The organism is Gluconobacter sp. (assembly GCF_047722525.1).
GTDB lineage: Bacteria > Pseudomonadota > Alphaproteobacteria > Acetobacterales > Acetobacteraceae > Gluconobacter.
The window spans coordinates 1-19,940 of record NZ_JBDNYY010000013.1 but is presented as its reverse complement, the minus strand read 5'-3'; the positions used below and the strand labels follow the sequence as shown (position 1 = coordinate 19,940).

At 60.7% G+C, this 19,940-nt stretch carries 20 protein-coding genes; 14 read left to right on the top strand and 6 right to left on the bottom strand.

The features are described 5' to 3' along the window. The first annotated feature begins 119 nt into the window (after positions 1-119). The 5 genes from ABF859_RS11605 (at position 120) to ABF859_RS11585 (ending at position 5,237) form a co-directional block, all read left to right on the top strand. Positions 120-1,328 carry a sigma-54-dependent transcriptional regulator gene (locus ABF859_RS11605; protein ID WP_415527942.1) on the top strand — a complete coding sequence of 403 codons (1,209 nt, stop codon included), beginning with the start codon at positions 120-122 and terminating at the stop codon, positions 1,326-1,328. Beyond that, on the top strand, positions 1,329-2,528 hold the full coding sequence (locus ABF859_RS11600; protein ID WP_415527941.1) for a sensor histidine kinase: 1,200 nt from the start codon (positions 1,329-1,331) through the stop codon (positions 2,526-2,528). Between the two features lie 401 nt (positions 2,529-2,929). Then, the gene (locus ABF859_RS11595; RefSeq protein WP_415527940.1) at positions 2,930-3,913 is read left to right on the top strand and encodes a DUF1852 domain-containing protein; all 984 of its coding nucleotides are present in this window, start codon (positions 2,930-2,932) and stop codon (positions 3,911-3,913) included. A gap of 28 nt (positions 3,914-3,941) precedes the next feature. Next, positions 3,942-4,970, top strand: a complete 1,029-nt coding sequence (locus tag ABF859_RS11590) for a methionine synthase (protein WP_415527939.1) — start codon at positions 3,942-3,944, stop codon at positions 4,968-4,970. A 57-nt stretch (positions 4,971-5,027) separates the two neighbouring features. Next, complete coding sequence (locus ABF859_RS11585) at positions 5,028-5,237, top strand: hypothetical protein (RefSeq protein WP_415527938.1); 210 nt, start codon at positions 5,028-5,030, stop codon at positions 5,235-5,237. Between the two features lie 53 nt (positions 5,238-5,290). On the opposite strand, the gene hydA is transcribed toward ABF859_RS11585, so the two are convergent. Genes hydA through ABF859_RS11555 form a run of 6 tightly spaced genes read right to left on the bottom strand, consistent with a single transcriptional unit; the run spans position 5,291 to position 11,111 of the window. After that, entirely contained in the window at positions 5,291-6,679 is a 1,389-nt protein-coding gene (gene hydA / locus ABF859_RS11580; RefSeq protein ID WP_415527937.1) for a dihydropyrimidinase, read from the bottom strand. Positions 6,680-6,709: 30 nt separating this feature from the next. After that, the gene (locus ABF859_RS11575) at positions 6,710-7,363 is read right to left on the bottom strand and encodes a GntR family transcriptional regulator (protein WP_415527936.1); all 654 of its coding nucleotides are present in this window, start codon (positions 7,361-7,363) and stop codon (positions 6,710-6,712) included. Continuing rightward, positions 7,363-8,304 carry a dihydrodipicolinate synthase family protein gene (locus ABF859_RS11570; protein WP_415527935.1) on the bottom strand — a complete coding sequence of 314 codons (942 nt, stop codon included), beginning with the start codon at positions 8,302-8,304 and terminating at the stop codon, positions 7,363-7,365. The genes ABF859_RS11575 and ABF859_RS11570 overlap by 1 nt, the downstream gene beginning before the upstream one ends. Next, positions 8,301-9,455: an NAD(P)/FAD-dependent oxidoreductase gene (locus ABF859_RS11565; protein WP_415527934.1), complete on the bottom strand. Its 1,155-nt coding sequence runs from the start codon at positions 9,453-9,455 to the stop codon at positions 8,301-8,303. The genes ABF859_RS11570 and ABF859_RS11565 overlap by 4 nt, the downstream gene beginning before the upstream one ends. After that, entirely contained in the window at positions 9,452-10,873 is a 1,422-nt protein-coding gene (locus ABF859_RS11560) for an FAD-dependent oxidoreductase (RefSeq protein ID WP_415527933.1), read from the bottom strand. Before ABF859_RS11560 ends, ABF859_RS11565 begins: the two co-directional genes overlap by 4 nt. Beyond that, the gene (locus ABF859_RS11555; protein WP_415527932.1) at positions 10,860-11,111 is read right to left on the bottom strand and encodes a (2Fe-2S)-binding protein; all 252 of its coding nucleotides are present in this window, start codon (positions 11,109-11,111) and stop codon (positions 10,860-10,862) included. Before ABF859_RS11555 ends, ABF859_RS11560 begins: the two co-directional genes overlap by 14 nt. Positions 11,112-11,250: 139 nt before the next feature. On the opposite strand from ABF859_RS11555, the gene ABF859_RS11550 reads away from it, so the two are divergent. From ABF859_RS11550 to ABF859_RS11510, 9 genes are all read left to right on the top strand, one after another. Beyond that, positions 11,251-12,051, top strand: a complete 801-nt coding sequence (locus tag ABF859_RS11550; RefSeq protein ID WP_415527931.1) for a transporter substrate-binding domain-containing protein — start codon at positions 11,251-11,253, stop codon at positions 12,049-12,051. Further along, on the top strand, positions 12,048-12,707 hold the full coding sequence (locus tag ABF859_RS11545; protein ID WP_415527929.1) for an amino acid ABC transporter permease: 660 nt from the start codon (positions 12,048-12,050) through the stop codon (positions 12,705-12,707). The genes ABF859_RS11550 and ABF859_RS11545 overlap by 4 nt, the downstream gene beginning before the upstream one ends. Continuing rightward, positions 12,704-13,357: an amino acid ABC transporter permease gene (locus ABF859_RS11540; RefSeq protein WP_415527928.1), complete on the top strand. Its 654-nt coding sequence runs from the start codon at positions 12,704-12,706 to the stop codon at positions 13,355-13,357. The genes ABF859_RS11545 and ABF859_RS11540 overlap by 4 nt, the downstream gene beginning before the upstream one ends. After that, positions 13,344-14,117, top strand: coding sequence for an amino acid ABC transporter ATP-binding protein (locus tag ABF859_RS11535; protein ID WP_415527927.1), 774 nt, complete (start codon positions 13,344-13,346; stop codon positions 14,115-14,117). Before ABF859_RS11540 ends, ABF859_RS11535 begins: the two co-directional genes overlap by 14 nt. Before the next feature lie 14 nt (positions 14,118-14,131). Next, positions 14,132-15,022, top strand: a complete 891-nt coding sequence (locus ABF859_RS11530) for a dihydrodipicolinate synthase family protein (protein WP_194261742.1) — start codon at positions 14,132-14,134, stop codon at positions 15,020-15,022. Further along, a complete protein-coding gene (locus tag ABF859_RS11525) occupies positions 14,961-15,872 on the top strand; it encodes a transporter substrate-binding domain-containing protein (protein ID WP_415527926.1) in 912 nt (303 codons plus the stop codon). Before ABF859_RS11530 ends, ABF859_RS11525 begins: the two co-directional genes overlap by 62 nt. A 27-nt stretch (positions 15,873-15,899) precedes the next feature. Then, positions 15,900-16,631 (top strand): amino acid ABC transporter permease, encoded by a 732-nt coding sequence (locus tag ABF859_RS11520; RefSeq protein ID WP_415527925.1) that lies wholly within the window; start codon positions 15,900-15,902, stop codon positions 16,629-16,631. Further along, positions 16,631-19,504, top strand: coding sequence for an FAD-dependent oxidoreductase (locus ABF859_RS11515; RefSeq protein WP_415527924.1), 2,874 nt, complete (start codon positions 16,631-16,633; stop codon positions 19,502-19,504). The genes ABF859_RS11520 and ABF859_RS11515 overlap by 1 nt, the downstream gene beginning before the upstream one ends. After that, the coding region (locus tag ABF859_RS11510; RefSeq protein ID WP_415527923.1) for an amino acid ABC transporter ATP-binding protein at positions 19,501-19,940 on the top strand (440 nt) is incomplete at its 3' end. The genes ABF859_RS11515 and ABF859_RS11510, both read left to right, overlap by 4 nt.

Below are 19,940 nucleotides of genomic sequence, written 5' to 3'. Positions count from 1 at the left end.
TTCTCAGGGGTTATCTTATTGATAGATAACGATAAAAATACTGATCGTTATGTGGGGATGTCCGTTTTTGAACGGAGTGTCCGAAAACGGACACCAAGAAAAGGCCTGTCAAGACCGAAATGATCGATGTTCGCAACGAATCGGGGGAAGGTGACGCCCTCACGCCCTGTGTGCTGTTCGTCGATGATGATCGCGATGTGCAGGTTGCCGCACGTCTGCTCTTTCACCGCCGCGGTATCGACATGCTGTCCGCATACGGGGCTGAAGAGGCCCTGACGCAACTCGCCGCCTGCTCCGTCGATCTCGTCTTGCTGGACCTGAATTATACGAAAGGGGCGACGACCGGTGCCGAGGGGCTTGCCCTGCTTAGGGACATGCTGGTCCTGCGCCCCGATCTGCCGGTGATCGTCGTGACCGGGCATAGCGGCGTGACGGTTGCGGTGGCGGCAATGCGGGGCGGAGCGGTGGATTTCGTCATGAAGCCCTGGAACAATGAGCGCCTTCTGACGCTCGTCGGTGCAACGCTGAAGGATCGCCAGGGCTGTCAGGCGGCAGACGCCGAGCCTGTGATGATCGTGGCCTCAACCCCGTTGCGGCGTATTGTCGCCGAAGCAGACCGTCTGGCCGCTACGCGTGCTCCGCTGCTTATCACCGGGCCGACGGGTGTTGGAAAGACGCTGCTGGCACGGCGTATTCATGCCCTGTCACATGAGGACGCTACTCCGGTGATGATCCGTTCGGAAGATTGCGCGGTCCTGCCCGATGAGGGCGGAACGTGGATCTTCCGCAATCTTGAAACTCTGTCCCTGCCCATGCAGCGCCGTCTGGCCGACAGGCTGGACGAGAGTCTGCCACCACGGGTGATCGCTCTGTCCACCCTGGATCGCGCGGCTCTGGAGGCCACGCTTGATCCGCGGCTGATGCTGCATCTGGGGATCGTGATCCTGACGCTGCCGCCGCTTCAGGAACGGCCGGAGGACATTCTTGCCCTGAGTACGCATTTTCTGCGCTATTTCGCGACCCGCCATGGACTTCCGGAGCCGGCAATGAGCGAGGAGCGTCGTGCGGTCCTGTGTGGGCAGGATTGGCCGCAGAATGTGCGCGGTCTCCGCGCGGCTGTCGAACGGGCTGTCGTCACAGGGACATGGGGCACCTCATTCGAAGCTCCGGATATCGTTCCGAACGGGACACCGACATTGCGCGATACCGAGCGCTCCCTGATCGAGAACGCCCTTCGCAAGCATGGTTTCAATGTCACGCAGGCCGCACGGGAACTGGGCCTGACCCGACCGGCGCTATACCGTCGTATGGCAAGATACGGACTGTAGATGCGGGTTGCACTTGAAACCCTTCTGAGGCTCGCTGGAATTGTTGCGGCCTGTCTGCTCGTACTGCCGGCGTGGCAGCATGGCTTTTATGCGACGGCCCTACTGATCGTCTGTTTCGGGCTGCTCTGTGCGGGTTCCATCGTTGCGGCGCAGATCCGTCTGACACGACGGCTGAAGCGGCATGAACCCTCTGTCGTGCGGCCTGTGGACCGGGAAAAACTCCGTAATCGTGCCCTGCTCGATCATGCACCGGTTCCGCTTCTGGTGCAGCATGTCGATGGAACGCTGCATGCTGCCAATCGTGCGGCACGGCGCCTGTTCATGACGGAAAATGTCCTCCGTGAACCGCCGGAAGCACTTGTCACGGCTTTGGAGAGGGATGCGACGGCTCCGGAGAAACGCCTGATCAGGCTGGCCTCGCCCGGCAGTGCGCCCCGTGTTTATGCGCTTTCGGTTGGAAAGGGCGGCGGGGCAGGGGGGATCGTCGCCTATCTGGCTCTGACAGACGTCGAAGCCGGACTGAACGCCGCCGAAGCGCAGGCGCTTCGGGATCTGCTTCAGGTTCTCAGTCATGAAATCATGAACTCTCTTACTCCCATTGTTTCCCTGTCGGCCACGGCAGAGGACCTGTTTGCCGAGAAAAATGAAACAGATGTCCTGATCCGGGAGGCGCTCTGCACGATCCGTCGCCGTGCCGAAGGGCTGGATCGTTTCGTTCGCGGTTATCGCGACCTGGCACGGCTGCCTGAGCCAGACCTGAAATTGACGGACCTCGGTGCATTGGTACGGGAGATCGCCAGGCTATTCGTCGCGCGATGGGAAGAACGCGTGGCACTGGATGTTGTCATCCCTGCCGGTCGGCTCATGGTTCGGCTAGATGCCGCGCAGATGGAGCAGGCGCTCGTGAACCTCCTGAACAATGGCGCAGAGGCCGCTCTTGAACAGTCCGCCCCTCGTGTGCAACTGGCTGTTGAAGCTACGAATGACGCGATCATTATCAAGGTCCGTGATAATGGGCCGGGTATAGACATAACGCTTCGGGAACAGATCTTCGAACCGTTTGTGTCATTCAAGACAGGCGGGAACGGGATCGGGTTACCACTCGCCCGACAGATTATTAAAGGCCATGGCGGCAAGCTGGTTTTGGCAAATTCCGACGAGCGGTCATGTTGGACGACGACTTTCAAAGTGCAGATATGATGTTCTCTTGGGTTGTACGCTGACCGCAACTTTCTCACATTGCGATATGAACGCTTCAAAAACCCCGACCTGGAAAAAGACTGGGATTTTTGCTTGTTCATGTCCAGGCGATGGAAAACCATTCATCAGTGTGCGTTGTGAATGAAATCATGCCGCAAGGACATCAATCAACGCTTTTGCAATCCCCTTCACGTCCACCCTTTCCCATGAGCGATATTCATGATTTTATGAAATAAAATCATTTTTGTTCACTGCTTCGTTCCGGCATAAGGCAGGCATCGCTCTTAACAACAGACATGATGACTATCGCCTGAAAGAGTCAGAAACGAAAATTGGGGTCTTCTTGGAATCCCTTAAATCAAGTTCTGGTTTTTCGGCAGGAAATGGGATGCAGGATCACAATGATTAAGGACTTTAAGTTCAGTATCGATCGACTTCGCTTCGATGAGAATTACCATCCATCCGATAAGACGCGTCTCACGACCAATTTCGCCAATCTGGCGAGAGGGGAGAGCCGTCAGGAAAACCTGCGTAATGTTCTGGCGATGATTGACAATCGTTTCAACGATTTAGCGCACTGGGATAATCCGAGGAGGGATCGCTATTCCGTCGAGCTTGAAATCGTTTCCGTTGACATGGATCTCGATTTTGCAGGCGGAAACGATAGCTTTCCGCTGATTGAAGTTCTGAACACGACGATTGTCGATAAAAAAGAGAATAAGCGCATAGAAGGTCTCGCGGGGAACAGTTTTTCCTCGTATGTGCGCGATTATGATTTCAGCGTCTTGTTGCCGGAGCATAATAAAAACAAATCAGAATTCAGCGTTCCCCATAACTATGGGGATCTGCATGGAAATCTTTTCAAGAGCGTTGTGAATTCTGCCGTCTATAAGAAGAATTTCAAGAAGCTGCCTGTCATCTGTCTGAGTGTCTCAAGCAACAGGACCTATCATCGGACAGACAATCAGCATCCTGTTCTGGGCGTTGAATACCAGCAGCATGAATTTTCTCTTACGGATCAGTATTTCGAAAAAATGGGCATGAAGGTCCGTTATTTCATGCCCCCCAATAGTGTTGCCCCTCTGGCGTTCTATTTTTTCGGGGATCTTCTTTCCGATTACTCTCCTCTTGAGCTTATCAGCACCATCAGCACGATGGAGTCCTTTCAGAAAGTTTATCGCCCGGAAATTTACAACGCCAATTCCGGGGCGGCTGACTGTTACCAGCCAAGTCTGAAGCATCAGGATTATTCTGTGACCCGGATTGTCTATGACCGGGAGGAGCGCAGCCAATTGGCGGTGGCACAGGGCAAGTATACGGAAGAAAGCTTCATCAAGCCGTATCAGGATATCCTTGAGCAGTGGTCTGCCAGTTACGCCGTTTGATCAATCAGAAACACCAAGGTCATCTCTCATGAAAACACTGCTTCCCACCGCAACAGCCGGTAGCCTCCCCAAGCCATCCTGGCTCGCGAAACCGGAGACGCTCTGGTCACCTTGGAAATTACATGGTGAGGAACTGATCGAGGGCAAACGGGATGCGTTGCGCCTGATCCTGGACGATCAGGACCGGGCCGGCATTGATATTGTCAGTGACGGTGAACAGACGCGTCAGCATTTCGTCACGACGTTTATCGAGCATCTCAGTGGGGTAGACTTCGAGAACCGTCAGACGGTTAAAATTCGCAACCGCTACGATGCGAGCGTGCCGTCCGTCGTCGGCGCCGTGACACGGGAGAAGCCGGTTTTTGTCGAGGATGCTAAGTTTTTACGCACGCTGACGAAGAAGCCGATCAAGTGGGCGTTGCCTGGCCCCATGACCATGATAGATACGCTCTATGATGGCCACTACAAAAGCCGCGAGAAACTGGCCTGGGAATTTGCCAAAATCCTCAATCAGGAGGCCAGGGAACTAGAGGCCGCCGGCGTTGACATCATCCAGTTCGATGAACCTGCATTCAATGTTTTCTTCGATGAGGTGAATGACTGGGGCATTGCCACATTGGAAAAAGCCATCGAAGGGCTGAAGTGCGAGACGGCGGTCCATATCTGCTACGGCTATGGCATCAAAGCCAATATCGACTGGAAAAATGCCCTTGGGGAAGAGTGGCGGCAATATGAAGAAATCTTTCCCAAGCTGCAGAAATCCAATATCGATCTGATTTCATTGGAATGTCAGAACTCCCGTGTCCCGATGGATCTGATTGAGCTTATCCGCGGCAAAAAAGTGATGGTCGGCGCTATTGATGTGGCAACCAAAACTATTGAGACACCAGAGCAGGTCGCGGATGTTCTGCGAAAGGCCCTTCAGTTTGTAGACGCCGACAAGCTTTATCCCTGCACAAATTGCGGGATGGCACCTTTGTCGCGCGAAGTGGCACGGGGCAAGCTGCGTGCCCTGAGTGCAGGTGCGGAAATCGTTCGAAAAGAACTTTCGGTCTGATACAGATCGTCGGATCTGGATTTTAATGGGTGGAGAGCCGCAGAGATCGTCGCATCAATGCGCTCTCCTCCACGCCTGTATGAGGATTTTTGCATCCTCCATGACGGCGAGCGTTTCCAGCAGGATCTGCTGATTCACGCTATTCTGCCGTTCATTATTTCACACAAAGGCCGCAGCGCTCCGCAGAAAACTGGCTGGAAGCGCTACAGAGATTGTGATCGTATCTACACGCATCAGGCAGATGCACCGCATCGCTACCTGCTCTGACAAGGCCGGCTTGTCCTTCATGGATTTTCTCGACCTTGCCCCTGCGGGTCTTTTCAGCTTCGGCGTGCTTTCAGAAACTGACCGGCACCTGGCTGGGCGATGAGCTCACCGTTTTCCATGGCCAGAGCGCCTCTTAGGAAGACCTTGACCGGCCATCCCTGGACCTGCCGCCCTTCGTAAGGCGTGTAGTCGATATTACTCTGGAAAAGGTCATTGGTTATTGTAACGGACTTTTTGGGATCCCACAGGATGAGGTCGGCGTCTGAGCCCGGAGCGATGGTGCCCTTTTCGGGGTACAGTCCGTAGCGCTGGGCAGGGGTGGTAGCGGTCAGGCGTACGAAGTCTGTCAGATCGATTTTTCCGCCGTTGATGGCCGCGTCATAGAAAACCGGCAGGCGCGTTCCGAGACCGGGCATCCCATTGGGAATCAGGGAGAAATCCGCATCCCGGCCGTGGCGGCCCTTCCCGACGGCGCCATCGAATGTATAGCCGCAATGATCTGAGGAAATGATACTGATCACGCCACTACGGATGTATTGCCACATGCCTTCCTGAGCGGTTTTTGTACGCAGGGGTGGGCTGCAGATGTATTTCGTGCCTTCGAAACCATCCCGCTTGAGGTCTTCTTCCGTCAGGGTGAGGTAATGGGGGCAGGTTTCCGCGACGACCTTCACCTTGCGTGCCTGGGCACGGCGGATTTCCTCGGCTACTTCCGGACAGGAGACATGGAAGATCTGGATCTTCTGGTTGACCAGTTCGCTCATTGTCATGGCACGGTAGGTGGCTTCGCGCTCGACGCAGGGCGGCCGTGAGGTCACGTGGCCGTGGGGCTCGGTCCGGCCTTCGGCAAGGTGTTTGATGATCAGGTGGCGGATGGCGTCATAGTTTTCGCAGTGTACGGAAACGATGATGTCGCTCTTGTGGGCGGCTTCCAGAACCTGGAGGAACTGGCCATCCGTGAGGTGAAAATCGTCATAGGTCATGAAGACCTTCAGGCCTGCGGCACCCCGCTCGGCAACGACGGGAATTTCATCGCGGATGGTCTGTTCGTCGGTGCGGGTGATGATCTGGTGGATTGCGAAGTCGATGCGGGAGTTGGCGCCTTTCTTGCGATAGGCATCGAACTGTTCCACGAGACCACGGCCGGGGACGTGGGAGGCGAAGCAGACGACCGTTGTGGTACCGCCAAGCAGCGCCGATCCGGTAGCCGAGACGAAATCGTCTTCGTGGATCGTGCCGTCGGCTTCTTCCTGTTCGATATGGCAGTGGCCATCGACCCCGCCGGGCAGGACGAGCAGACCGGTTGCATCAATGGTTTCGTGGCCTGTCAGGTCGAAACCGATATCCACGATCTTTGATCCGTTGATTCCGATATCGGCAATATACTTATCCGTTGCGGTGACGATCATGCCGTTGCGGATAACGATATCAAAAGTCGTCATGACGGTTTCTCCTGAAATGGGCAGGGGTGGTCAGCCGCCCCTGAGAATGTCCATGCAGTCTGTTGCGACATTGCGCAGATGCATGACCATGGCTGTGCGTGCGCCGGTGCTATCACCGTCGAGCAGGGCGTCGAGAATGGCCAGATGTTCGCGTGTGGAGGCAGGAACACGGCCGAGCGGGTAGGTGACTTCGCACAGGCGGGTCAGAGTCCGCAGTTCGTTGATGGAGCGCAGGAGGACCGAGTTGCCCGAGACTTTCGGGAACATCAGGTGCAGTCTGTCGTCGAGCTGCCACTGTGCGGCGGTCTGTTCCGGGGTTTCGCCAAGCTCGATGACCTCCCTGCGAAGGTTTTCCAGCATCGCGCGATCGAGCCTGTCGAAGGACAGGTTGATCGCCTCGCTCTCGAGGATCTCTCGGATGTGGATGCCCTGGAAAAACTCGGTGGCCGAGACGTTCCGGACTGCAAACGAGCGCGAGCCCTGCTTGACCAGAAGGTCTTCGGCGGCGAGTCGCATCAGGGCCTCGCGGACAGGAGTCCGCGAGATGTCGAGATGATCGGCGAGGCGCCCTTCCACGACGGACATTCCGCTGGGAAGCTCTTTTTCGAGGATCATGCGCCGGATCTGTGTATAGGCCAGTTCCGCAAGATTCAGCTCACGTTCGGCCACCATGTAATCGCCCATTACGGTCCTTCCAGAATCATTGCGTCCTGCAATGCGGCTGACAGTTCCTGCCATTCTTCCGGAGCGATGATATCAGAAGCCTTGCGGGTGCGGCAGGAGGGCCATTTTCCCTGCATCACCAGACAGGCTTTCAGGCGCAGGGTGGCGCGTCCCGAGGGGGCTCGGCCGTAGATCAGATTGGCCAGCGGCTGGATGACGTCATGCACCTTGCGGGCGGCGGAGAGGTCATTGTTCTCCATCGCGCGCCACAGTTTTGCGAGCGAGGCAGGCAGGATGGCGGCGAGACTGACGAGACTGCCGGTTGTTCCAATGGCGAAGCAGGGCAGGAGATGCTCGTCTCCCGAGGCCATGACGTCCACGTGTGGCGCCACGCGCGCTGCGAGCCTGCGGTGTTTGTCATAGGCATTGGTTTCCCAGCTTCCTTCCTTGATGGCGACGATGCCGGGGAGCCTGAGCAGACTTTCCAGGATAGGAAGGGAATAGGCCATGCCGCCGCTGCCGACTGATGACTGATACAGCATGATCGGGGCGTCAACGGCCTCACAGATGGCGGCATGATGGGCGATGATGGCGTCGTGATCCTGTGAGACCGCCCATGAAAACGGCGGGAACACGAGCAGCGCGTCCGCTCCGGCCGCGATGGCATCGCGGGCATGAAGACAGGCTTCGTCGAGGTCTTCGGACAGGATTCCCGAGACGATGATGCGGTCCGCGCCGATGGTTTCGGCGGCCAGTTCCACGACGCGCCGCTTTTCCTCGCGGCTCAGGAGATGGTTCTCGCCCGCATGGCCGTTGCACAGGATGCCCACGATGCCCTGAGCGCGCGTGCAGTCGAACAGGTGGTGCCTGAAGAGAGGCTCATCCAGCGCCCCGTTTTCCAGAAAGGGTACCAGCGTTGCGGCATAGACACCCCGGAACGGTGTGGGGGATGCTGGGATCATGACTGTGGTCCAGTGGCTGCGGGGGTGGAAAAGCGGGTGGGGTCAAAGGCGCTCAGATCCGGGTTGCCGCCCAGAATGCGTTCGGCAAGCAGGCGGCCCATATACGGGCCGCTCGTGAAGCCGGAATGAACGCAGCCGACGACAAAGGCGTCATCATCAGGCGTCAGCGCGCCGATCAGCGGCATGGCGTCCGGCGTTTCGGATTCAAGCCCGAGCCAGACGCGCAGGACCTGCGCTTCGTCGAGGCGTGGGACGACATGCTGGGCCAGACGGACATTGCCGCGCAGGTTTTCGGGAATGACGCGGGTGCCGCCCTGATGGATGTTGCCTTCCCCCTGCCAGCCGCCGCCGATCAGCACGCTGCCATTGGCGAACTGCTTGAGGGACAGCAGGCCGTTGGCGATGCTCAGGACGCTCCCCATGACGGGCGGAAGCGTTTCCGTAACGACGAGCTGGTTGATGAGGCAGCGGATCGGGATGTCGTATCCGAGCCAGCCCAGCATCTTTTCAAGCCAGGCGCCGGTGCTGAGTACGATCCTGCGGCCCTGTATGGGGTGGGCACGATTGGAAATTCGGACGTCATAGCCGCCGCCAGTGGCGGGCGTGATGCCCTCGACCGGACTGTTCTCGATGATCGTGACCCCGGCCTGCCGGAGCGCGCGGGCATAGGCCCCGCCGACGCGATAGGTCGGGATATGACCGTCCAGCGCGCAATAGGCGGCGGCGCGGAGGGTCGGGTTCACGCCGGGTTCGATCCTGATGGCCTCTTTGGCTGACAGAACTTCAATCGGCGCTCCCATCTCCTGCCGGACCTGCGCGCGCTGGCGCAGAAGCTCTTCCTCGGCTTCGGTAAACGCCATCGAGAGGCCAGGTGTAGCGAGGGCCCCCACGTCCTCGCCGAGCCACTTTGTGCTGTCGAGCCACATTTCACGCCCACGGATGGCATGGGGAATGAGCTGGGCGCGTGTCATGTGCAGGGTCAGGGTGCCTGCGTTGACGCCGGATGCGGCCCGGAACATGTCCTGTCGGTCGATCAGAGCGACCTTCTGGCCGCCGCGCGCGAGGAAAAGCGCGGTTGTGGCGCCCATGACACCGGCACCCACGATGACCGTGTCAAAGACGTCCGGTCTGGTCTGCAGCGCGGGAGTCATAGCGGGGCCGCCTTTGGCAGGGGAATGTCGGAATAGGTGAAGTCCCCGGTCACGGCTGTGAGCGGGAGGGGAAAGAAGGGCATCCGGGCTGTAAAGCTGCCTGCCTCTTCGGGAGTTTTGCCGCAGGCTGCCGTGAGCAGGCCGCGTGCACTGTCCTCACACATACGGCCCTGACACGGCCCCATGCCACAGCGTGTCCAGGCCTTGAGCTGGTTCAGGTCTTCGGCTCCGGCCTGAATGGCGGAACGCAGGGTGGCCGCCTTCACACGTTCGCAGCGGCAGACGATGGTTTCGTCCTGAAGATGGGCGGGAATGGCGCTGCCAGCGTTCATCAGAGGCAGCATCCGGCGCGAAACGGCTTCAAGACGACGGCGCTGACGCAGGGGGGAGCGCGTCAAGGCCTCGTAAGCTTTGGTGGAGATCACACTCCGGTCATGGGCGATGGCATGGGCCGTGATCAGGCCCCGTAGACGGGCCACGGCCATGCCCCGGATGCCGGCGGCGTCGCCCGTGACGTAGAGGTCGGGGCGGCTGGTGCGACCTGCGAGATCGGTGACGGGTTCGAGATAGCCGCCGACAGGATCATGACGGTGCTGGACACCAGCCGTGCGCGTGATGAGAGTGGAGGGCTTGAGCCCATATCCGCAGGCTGCGGCCTCGGCAGCATAGACGTGGCGGCGCTCGGGATGATCCATCTCGCTGACAGTCAGGAGCAGGCCGGTGTCCGTTTCCTGCGCTGCCGAAATATGGGCGCGGTGGTGGATCGGGATGCCAGCCTTCCGGAGGCGTATCATCCAGCTTGTGGCCTGCGTCAGGCGCGCCGGGTCAAGCGACAGCACGGCGCCAAGACGCAGCCAGTCGGAGCGGTGGCCTGCATCCACAATGGCAGCGACCCTGCCTCCCAGTTCAAGCACCTGATGGGCGACCGAGAACAGCAGTGGTCCGGAGCCTGCGACCACGACGGTCTGGCCGGGCAGGGTGCCTCCGTTGCGCATCAGGATGCTGGCGCCTGCAAGACCGGTGATGCGTGGCGTTGTCCAGCCCTGGAACGGGAGAAACCGCTCGGTGGCGCCATTGGCGACCACGACCGTCGAAGGGGGGAGCTGGTCGATGCCCTCCGGTCCGAGAAGGTCGAGGGTCAGTTCAGGCGACAGGCCCCAGACCCGGGTGGAAAACCGGACATCCACGTTTGATGCCGCCAGCTTCTTTCGCAGGGCATCGCCGCCGGAAAATTCGTGATTGGGCGGAACAGTCTGGCGGGCATAGGGTGACGGCGCGCGGAAGATCTGTCCGCCAGCAGCGGGCTGCTCGTCGATCAGGGTGACGGGGAGGCCATGCCGGGAAAGTGCGATGGCGCATGTTGCACCGGCGATGCCGCCACCAATGACGGTAACGGGAGAGAAATCAGGACTGGACATAGGGCGTGACGGTCATGTTCGGGAGGACGGGAGCCTTGCAGGCATAGGCGACGACGCCGTCGATGCGGACGCGGCATTCCTGGCAGCTTCCCATGAAGCAGAAGGCGCCGCGGGGTGTGCCATCGACGCCGGACTGGCCGAGTTCCGTGATTCCGGCGCGTCTGAGGGCTGCTGCAACCGGTTCTCCCTCGATGCCTTCGATGGCCTGGCTCAGGAAGGTGAAGGTTACGGATTGCATCTTGTTTCCTATCGGGATCGGTCCGGAGAAGAAATTTCTTTTAAAGGGTTTTCTATCGTATACAGAACGTATATCTGGATTAGATCAGTGATCGGGCAACCGCAACCCCAAAGTCGCACAGCATGCAGGGAAACCTTTCTTGAGAGCGAACTGGAACAGTCTGTTGCTGGGGTTCTGCGCTGTTTCCGGCGCCCTGTGGGGCGATGGAGCCGGGGCTAGGGACAGTGCCGCCATCCGCACGAGCGGACACATCAATATCGGTGTGGAACCCGGACTGCCCCCGCTTGGGGAATATGACGATCACAATGAACTTGTCGGATATGATGTCGATATCGGCCGGGCGATTGCGCAGGGTCTGGGGGTTGAGCCACGCTTTGTGACGCTCGCCTCCAGCGGGCGCATTCCCTATCTGATGGCCGGGAAGGTCGATATCGTTCTGGGCGGTCTGACGCTGACGCCTGCGCGCGCGGAGGTCATCGCGTTTTCGCGGCCGCTCTATTCCGAACAGTTTGCGGTTATTGCTCCCGAGGATCGGGGCATCACGTCTTTCGCGGATCTTGAATCGGGCGCGCATCGCCTGATCGAGGTGCGTGGTTCAACGGCGGTTGCCTATCTGCAGCAGCATGTTCCCAGAGCGCCCATGCTGCTGCTGGAGAGCTATGCCGATGCCATCCGGGCGCTGGCGCAGGGTCGCGGCGATGCGATGGTGGATGTCATCGAATATGTCGGCCATTACCTCCCCTCCCAGCCTCAGGTCCACTGGCGGATCATTCGCGGATTTGCCCCGCCGGTAGGGGATGACTGCATCGGAATGTCGAAGCAGGACGTGGCCCTGCGCGTGGATGTGAACCGTATTCTCGACGGGATGGAGCAGGACGGGCGTCTTGAGCAGATCCATCGGCGCTGGTTCGATCCGGTCGGGACGGAAGGCGCTCCATGAACGGACTGGATTTCCGTCCCATTTTTGCGCGTCTCCCGTTTCTTCTGGGCGGTGTGGGCGTGACGGTCCTGATTGCGGCGCTGGCCTTTGTGTTCGGGCTGTCGCTGGCGGTCGGGCTGGCCGTTCTGCGTTTTGAAAATCAGGGGGCCTGGCGCAGGTTGAGCCGCAGCTACAGCACGGCCCTGACCAATACGCCGCAGCTCTCGCAGATTTTCGCGGTGTTCTATTGCCTGCCGCTGATGGGGCTGATGGTTTCGCCGTTTCTGTCGGTCGTGATCGGGATGACGCTCAATGCGGCGGCCTATCTGGCGGATATTCTCGGGGCGGGCATGGCGCGGGTGCCTCCGGTCTATCATGAGGTTGCGCTGACGCTGGGGCTGAACCGGCGCCAGACCTATCTGCGGGTCATCCTGCCCTATGCGGGACGTACGATGTTCCCGGCGCTGGCCAACCATTTCCAGATCATGATTCTGGGGAGTGCGATGGCGTCCATTTTCGGCGTCGAGGACCTGACGGGACGCGCCTATGATATCGGATCGACAACGTTCCGTATCCTTGAAGTCATGCTCGTGACGGGCGGATTATATGCCGTGCTGTCCTTCGCACTGACGGGCGTGTTCGCGCTGTTCCGTCGCACGATGGAGCGGATGGTATGATCGCGTTTTCGCATTATGACATCGCGCTTCTGCTTCAGGCGATGGCCCGGACGATCGTGCTGTCGCTGGGCGGTGGCATTCTCGGGATTACCGGGGCAATCGTTCTGACAGCATTGCGGCTGTCGGACCTGCGCTATGCGTTTCCGCTGCGGATGCTGGCAGTGCTGTATGTGCAGATCATCCGGCGCATTCCGTTCATCGTGACGCTGTATATCGTCTTTTTCTGTGCGGGCATGATGGGTGTGGACGTGTCGGCGACCGTTGTGGCGATCGGCTCCATCGGGCTGATTGCCGCAGCCTATCTCTGCGAGATCCTGCATGGCGGCGTGAAGACGGTTCCGGTGGAGCAGCTCGAGGCGGCGCTGGTACTGAACCTGCCGCTCTGGGCGCGGTGGCGGTATGTGATCGGGCCGCAGGCGATGTCCGCCGTTGTGCCGCCTGCTGTGGGGTATCTGGTGCTGTTCATCAAGGACACGGCCCTGGCTTCCCAGATCGGGGTTGGGGAGCTGAGCCAGGCCGGAGTGATCCTGACCAATCGCGGGCTGCCTTCGGCGCAGGTCTTCTGTGTCGTGCTGCTGCTCTATTTCGCGATTTCCTATCCGCTGACCTGTCTGAGCCGCCTGCTGGAGAAACGCATTGCCGTACATTGATGTCCGGGACATCTGCGTCCGCCACGGGAAAAACGAAACCCTGCGTCACGCTGGATTTGAGGCCGAACGTGGGGACATTGTGAGTTTCATCGGGCCGTCAGGTTCCGGAAAAACCACGTTCCTGCGGACGCTGATCGGGCTTCAGCCGGTCTGGCAGGGCCAGATGGGCGTGGACGGGCGCATCGTGGATATGGCCGCGCCAGCCTCGGCCCGCATCCTGCGGGAGCAGGCTGCGATCGTGTTCCAGCAATACGGGCTGTTTGGTCACATGTCGGTTCTGCGGAACCTGACGCTGGCGCCGACGGTCGTGGCGAAGCGTTCGCGTCGGGATGCCGAGCATGAGGCCCGGGCGTTGCTGGAGCGGCTGGGTCTGGCGGACAAGGCCGACATGCTGCCAGCCGATCTGTCGGGCGGCCAGAAGCAGCGTGTGGCGATCGCGCGTGCGCTCATGCTCAGGCCTGCGCTGCTTCTGCTGGACGAGCCGACATCGGCGCTCGATCCGCACAAGGTTCGTGATGTCGGCGTTTTGCTGCGGGATCTGGCGCAGGACGGCATGACGATCATTCAGGTTTCCCACGCGATGGGTGTCGTCTCATCGCTGTCGGACAGGATCGTTCTTCTGGAGGACGGTCAGGTCAGGGCTGTCGGAAAGGGTCGTGGATGTGCGGCGCAGCAGCCGGATATCGCGGCGTTCATGAATACCCATGGCGGTGATGCCGCCACGGACCCGACCGGATCGCGGTCGGACCCGGAACATTGAGGAAGGAAAGACCCATGAAGTTTCGTGGCACATATACCGTCATGATCACGCCGTATGACAGCGAAGGACGCGTTGACGTTCCGGGGCTGCGGCGCTTTACCGACTGGCAGATTGCACAGGGCATCGCAGGTCTGATCCCGCTGGGCTCAACCGGCGAGTTCCTGTCGCTGACGGATGACGAGCGCACGCTGGTTGCACAGACGGTCATCGAGCAGGCGGCGGGGCGCGTTCCGGTCTTCATCGGGACGGGGGCCGAGAATACCTATGACGTGATCCGCTACAGCCAGGAAGCCGAGAAGCTCGGGGCGGATGGCGTGATGATCATTCCGCCGTTCTATTCCACGCCGACGGATGACGAATTGTTCGTCCATTACCGTCGGGTGTCGGATGCGATCGGTCTGCCGATCATGCTCTACAACAACCCGGCCACGGCGAATGTGGATCTGAAGCCGGAACTCGTGGCGCGCCTGTCCCATATCGACAATTGCTGCCTCATCAAGGAATCCACGATGGATGTGACCCGCGTGCGGGATATCATCCGGCTTTGCGGCGACCGGCTCTCGGTCTTTGGTGGCATCATGGGCTTTGAGAGCTTCCTCGAAGGCGCGATCGGCTGGGTGGCTGTTGCGTCCAACGTGGCGCCGCATGTCATGAGCGAGATCTTCAATCTCTGTGATGGTTACAAGGATATTGGCAAGGCGCGGGAGATGTATTTCCGCCATGTGCCGCTGATCCAGTTCGTGGGTGGACAGGGTTATGTCTCGGGGACGAAAGCCCTGCTGAAGCATATGGGCTTCGATGTGGGTGGTCCGCGCGCGCCGCGTCTGCCGCTGCCGGAAGCGGATGATGCCCGCGCGCTTCAGATCGTCCGCGATCTGGACCTGCGGTTCGAAGAGCGCGCCTGATATGGGGGGCGGCCCTGTGTCAGGTCTGAGCCGGGTGGCGGGGCTGCTCTGTGTGGTGCTCGCTTTCGGGGCGCAGGCCGCGCCGTGTCCGGAGGCTGTTGAGGGGCTGATTTCCCCGCAGCATCTGGTCATGGCGACCAACCCGACGCTGCCGCCCCTGCAATATGTGACGGTGGACGGGCAGATTGCCGGGATGCGGATCGAGCTCGGAAACGAGATTGCCCGCAGGCTCTGTCTGAAGCCGGTCACGCTCTCGACGTCCTTCGCGCAGCTCACGCTCGGGCTGCTCGAAAAGCGGTGGGACGTCATCAATACGGGGATGTTCTATACGGCGCAGCGGGCGCGGCTGATGGAAATGATCCCTTATGAAATCCAGGCGATCAGTGTTTCCCTGAATGATGATTCCGCGTTGCATCCTGCACGGCTCGAGGATCTGTCAGGATCTTCGATCGGGGTTGAGATGGGCGGGATCGAGGAGCATCACGCCCGGGAGGCCGATCAGGCGCTGCGGAATGCCGGGCGACCGGGTTTCGATATCAAGACTTTCCAGAACGTGGGCATTGCCTTTGCCGCCCTGCGGGCGCGACAGGTGACGGCCGTGTTTTCCATTGATGCCGTGGCGCGGCGCAATGCGCTTCAGGGCGGAGTGAGGCCGGTCCTGACGGGGCTGTATCCCACGCCGGTCGCGCTGGCGCTGCGGGACCCGGCTCTGGCGCAGCAACTGGCGGATGTTCTGGAAAACATGCGTGAGGATGGAACGCTGGCCCGCCTGATGACGCTGTATGGCGTCTCGCCCTTTCCCGGACGGATCGCGGTCTCGGGGCCGTCCCATCCTTCCGACAGACACTGACACGACATACTGATACGGGGCATCGACATGCAGATCTGGAGCTGGCACGGCTTCTTCACTTATCTCGGCAGCCCCTATATTTTCCGCGGGGCGCTCATCACGGTTTACATGACGGCCGTCTCAATGGTGATGGGGTTCCTGCTTGGGCTGCTGATTGCCGTTATGAAACGGTCCCGGCGTCGTCTGCTGTCCTGGCCCGCGCGGTTTTACGTCTGGTTTTTCCGGGGCACGCCGCTGTTGGTCCAGCTGGTTGTGATTTATGCCGGACTGCCAAAGCTGGATATCCGGCTGAGCGTGATGGCGTGTTCGATCATCGGACTGACGCTGAATGAGGCGGCGTATCTGGCGGAAATCATCCGTGCAGGTCTGAATGCCGTGCCGACCGGGCAGATCGCGGCAGCACGGGCGCTGGGGCTGAGCGAGCGGCAGATCGCCTGGCGCATCGCGTTTCCGCAGGCGTTCCGGCTCATCATCCCGCCGCTGGGCAATTCGGTGAATGGTCTGCTCAAGACGACCAGTGTGACGTCTGTCATTTCCATGGAAGAGCTGATGCAGCGCAGCCAGATCCTGGTGCAAGACCAGTTCATGGTGCTGGAACTGTTTTCCGTGGCTGCCCTGTATTATCTGATGACGACGACGGCCTGGGACTTTCTGCAGCGGCGGATCGAGCATTATGCGGAGCGGCCCTATCGCCGCCAGCAACAATCTGTGGCGATTGATACTGTCGAGTTGCCTGTCACGACACAGGATGCACGCTGATGTCGGACTGGCTGAGCTTCACATTCAATGACAGTCCTGTCTCTGCGAAACCCGGGCAAACGCTGACCGCCGCCTTGATGGCTGCGGGGCGGCTCGTGCATCGAACGGCACCGGATGGATCAGGGCGCGGGCCGTTCTGTGGGATCGGGGCCTGTCAGGACTGTCTGTTGGAAGTGGACGGGCAGATGTCCCGTCGGGGGTGCATGACGCCGGTGCAGGCTGGGATGAGGGTCCGCAGCAACGGTCGCCTTCCCGATGCGGCTGTTTCAGCCCCTCTGGCGCGGGGTGAGGAGCGGCTGGCCGAGCATGTCTGCGAGGTGCTGGTGGTGGGCGCCGGGCCGGCAGGGCTGGTGGCCGCGACGGAACTGGCACGAGGCGGTGTGGACGTTCTTGTCGTGGATGAACGTCACATCCCGGGTGGGCAATATTTCAAGCAGAACGCGGTGCATCCGGAGCGGCAGGACGATCAGGCGCGCAAGGGGCGGCATCTGATCGAAGCCATGCGGGCCAGTGGTGCGCGTCTGTGGCACGATACACTCGTCTGGTGCGCCTATCGTGAGGACGGCGCGCTCGTCATCGGGGGGCTGCGGGACGGGGAGGCGTTCTATATCCGCGCGCAGCACGTCATCGTGGCAACGGGTGCGCAGGAAACGCCCGCGGCACGGCCGGGCTGGACGTTACCGGGCGTCATTACGACGGGGGCGGGCCAGACGCTGCTGCGTGCCTACGAAGCGGTGTCTCCCGGCCGGGTCGTCATTGCCGGAAACGGGCCGCTCAATCTTCAGCTCGCGGCGGAACTCGTCGGTCGTGGAGCCGATGTGGTGGCCGTTGTGGAGTCAGCGCCCGCGCCTGTGAAACGGCCGGTTCTGGCCGGGCAGCTTTCGGCGGCGGCGCCACGTCTGGCTCTTGCCGGAATGCAGCATCTCTGGACGTTGCGGCGGGCAGGGGTGCCAGTGCTGTGGGAGAGCATTGTGACGCGCATCGAGGGCACGGACCGTGCCGAGCGTGTGATCGTGGCGCAGGCCGGAGCTGAAGACCGTTCCATCGAGGCGGAGACAGTCTGTCTTGGGGACGGGTTTGTGCCTGCCAGCGAACTGCCCCGGCTTCTGGGATGCCGGCAGGAAATCCGTGACTGGCCCGTGACCCATCCCGAAACGGGACGGCAGCCGGACGGGCGAACCGATCAGGCGGATGTGTCCGTCATCGGTGAGGCCGGGCGCTTTGGCGGCGCATTTCTGGCGCAGGCCCAGGGTGCGCTGTGTGCTGCACGACTGCTGGAGCAGGCGGGAAAGCCTGTTCCGCCCGCTCTGGAGCGCAGTCGCCGGATGTACCGCGACAATGCGCGTTTTCAGACCCTTCTGTGGAAGCTTTACCATCCGGCTGTGGCGTTTCCCCCGCCGGAGGACACGACCATCCTGTGCCGTTGCGAGTGTGTGACGGCGGGAACTGTCCGGGCACGGGTATCCGAGGACGGGATCAGGGATCTGGCGACGCTCAAACGGGCGACGCGGGCCGGAATGGGGCGGTGTCAGGGACGGTTCTGTCAGGCGTCGCTGATGAAGGTTCTGCCCGAGCCGAAAAGCGAAAGGGATTTTACGGCCCCGCAGATTCCCCTCCGGCCGGTTCCGGTGGCCGCTCTTGCACGACAGAAGCCGGAATGGCGCGGCCATGTCCGCGTTCCGATTCCATCAGGACTGGGTGCTGTGGTGCAGAGCAGTTCTGCTGCTACCGAAACTGTCGACGTAGTGGTCGTGGGCGGCGGGATTGTTGGACTTTTCGCAGCATTGTTTCTGGCGGAAGCCGGGAAGAGTGTCGTGGTGCTGGAACGCGGACGTGCCGGAGCCCTCGCGTCAGGTGGAAATGCGGGAAGCCTGCATGCCCAGCTCATGGCGTTCGATGCCAGCGCGGATACGGAGGGACCGTCGATGCCCGCGCGGACGCTGGCCTTGCAGCGGGAGTCCATCCGGATGTGGGAGGGGCTGCGCGGGACCTTCGACCGGGATCTGGAAATCAAGGTCAGCGGCGGACTGGTGGTTGCGGAAACCGAAGCCGACATGGACCGTCTGCGCAGCAAGGTCGCGGTCGAGCAGTCTCTCGACGTTGATGCGCGGATCCTGGAGCCGGATGAGTTGCGCCGGATCGAGCCCAATCTGAGGGACGGCTTTCTGGGCGGGGCGTATTGTTCCGAGGAAGGCAAGATCAACCCCATGGCGGCGACGCTGGCGGTTCTGGCGCGGGCACGACGGGCGGGAGTGCAGGTCGAGGAACTGACGGCCCTGTCCGCGATCCAGCGCGAGGGCTCCCGGTTCCGTATCAGCGCAGGTGAAAGGAACTGGTCGGCCGGGGCGGTGGTGAATGCGGCCGGCGCCTATGCGGGGGAGGTTGCGGAACTGGTCGGGCGGCGTCTGCCGGTCTTTGGAGCACCGTTGCAGATGATCGTGACCGAGCCCGTGGCTCCGCTGGTCTTTTCGCTTCTGGCGCATGCGAGCCGTCATCTGACGCTTAAACAGGCCGCGAACGGCTCCCTTCTGATTGGCGGGGGATGGAGTGCGGGGCTTGATCCGGTGCATGGCCATCCGCGGCCGCTACGGGAAAATCTCGAAGGAAATCTCTGGGTTGCGCAGAGGCTTGTTCCGGCTCTGGGGGCCGTAAATGTCGTCAGGAGTTGGGCTGCGATGAACATCGATATCGATGGCGCTCCGATCCTTGGGGAAAGCCCGGATGTTCCGGGCTTCTTCACGGCTGTGACGGCCAACGGGGTCACGCTCGCCCCGGCCATGGGGCGGCATGTCGCGGACATGGTGCTGCACCGTTCCGAACGATCCGATCTGGAGATCTTTTCTCCCGCACGTTTTTATGGAGATCCGTCATGATCACGCTGGACAATGTGACGAAATCATATGGCGCCTTTCAGGTGCTCAGGGGATGTTCGGCGGAAATCGGCAGAGGGGAAGTGGTGGTGGTCTGCGGGCCATCGGGATCGGGCAAGTCCACGCTCATCAAGTGCATCAATGCGCTGGAGACGTTCGAGAGCGGGCAGATCTGGGTTGATGGCATGGCGGTGCGTTCCGCACAGACCGATCATTCCGCGCTGCGGGCGAAGGCGGGAATGGTTTTCCAGAGCTTCGAGCTGTTTTCCCATCTGAGTATTCTGGACAACATCATGCTGGCGCCGCGTCTGGTTCAGAGGCGCGGAAAGGACGAGATCCGCGAACATGCGAGGACGCTTCTGCGCAGGGTCGGGCTGGAGCGTCATGCGGACAAGTATCCGATCGCGCTTTCCGGCGGCCAGCAGCAGCGTGCGGCGAT

Bases quoted from the DNA above. Each gene is read 5' to 3' on its own strand.
- ABF859_RS11545 (WP_415527929.1), top strand. From the start codon at position 12,048: ATGAACGGACTGGATTTCCGTCCCATTTTTGCGCGTCTCCCGTTTCTT.
- ABF859_RS11525 (WP_415527926.1), top strand. From the start codon at position 14,961: ATGATGCCCGCGCGCTTCAGATCGTCCGCGATCTGGACCTGCGGTTCG.
- ABF859_RS11585 (WP_415527938.1), top strand. From the start codon at position 5,028: ATGCGCTCTCCTCCACGCCTGTATGAGGATTTTTGCATCCTCCATGAC.
- hydA (WP_415527937.1), bottom strand. From the start codon at position 6,679: ATGACGACTTTTGATATCGTTATCCGCAACGGCATGATCGTCACCGCA.
- ABF859_RS11570 (WP_415527935.1), bottom strand. From the start codon at position 8,304: ATGATCCCAGCATCCCCCACACCGTTCCGGGGTGTCTATGCCGCAACG.
- ABF859_RS11565 (WP_415527934.1), bottom strand. From the start codon at position 9,455: ATGACTCCCGCGCTGCAGACCAGACCGGACGTCTTTGACACGGTCATC.
- ABF859_RS11590 (WP_415527939.1), top strand. From the start codon at position 3,942: ATGAAAACACTGCTTCCCACCGCAACAGCCGGTAGCCTCCCCAAGCCA.
- ABF859_RS11575 (WP_415527936.1), bottom strand. From the start codon at position 7,363: ATGGGCGATTACATGGTGGCCGAACGTGAGCTGAATCTTGCGGAACTG.
- ABF859_RS11600 (WP_415527941.1), top strand. From the start codon at position 1,329: ATGCGGGTTGCACTTGAAACCCTTCTGAGGCTCGCTGGAATTGTTGCG.
- ABF859_RS11595 (WP_415527940.1), top strand. From the start codon at position 2,930: ATGATTAAGGACTTTAAGTTCAGTATCGATCGACTTCGCTTCGATGAG.
- ABF859_RS11555 (WP_415527932.1), bottom strand. From the start codon at position 11,111: ATGCAATCCGTAACCTTCACCTTCCTGAGCCAGGCCATCGAAGGCATC.
- ABF859_RS11530 (WP_194261742.1), top strand. From the start codon at position 14,132: ATGAAGTTTCGTGGCACATATACCGTCATGATCACGCCGTATGACAGC.
- ABF859_RS11515 (WP_415527924.1), top strand. From the start codon at position 16,631: ATGTCGGACTGGCTGAGCTTCACATTCAATGACAGTCCTGTCTCTGCG.
- ABF859_RS11540 (WP_415527928.1), top strand. From the start codon at position 12,704: ATGATCGCGTTTTCGCATTATGACATCGCGCTTCTGCTTCAGGCGATG.
- ABF859_RS11605 (WP_415527942.1), top strand. From the start codon at position 120: ATGATCGATGTTCGCAACGAATCGGGGGAAGGTGACGCCCTCACGCCC.
- ABF859_RS11520 (WP_415527925.1), top strand. From the start codon at position 15,900: ATGCAGATCTGGAGCTGGCACGGCTTCTTCACTTATCTCGGCAGCCCC.
- ABF859_RS11560 (WP_415527933.1), bottom strand. From the start codon at position 10,873: ATGTCCAGTCCTGATTTCTCTCCCGTTACCGTCATTGGTGGCGGCATC.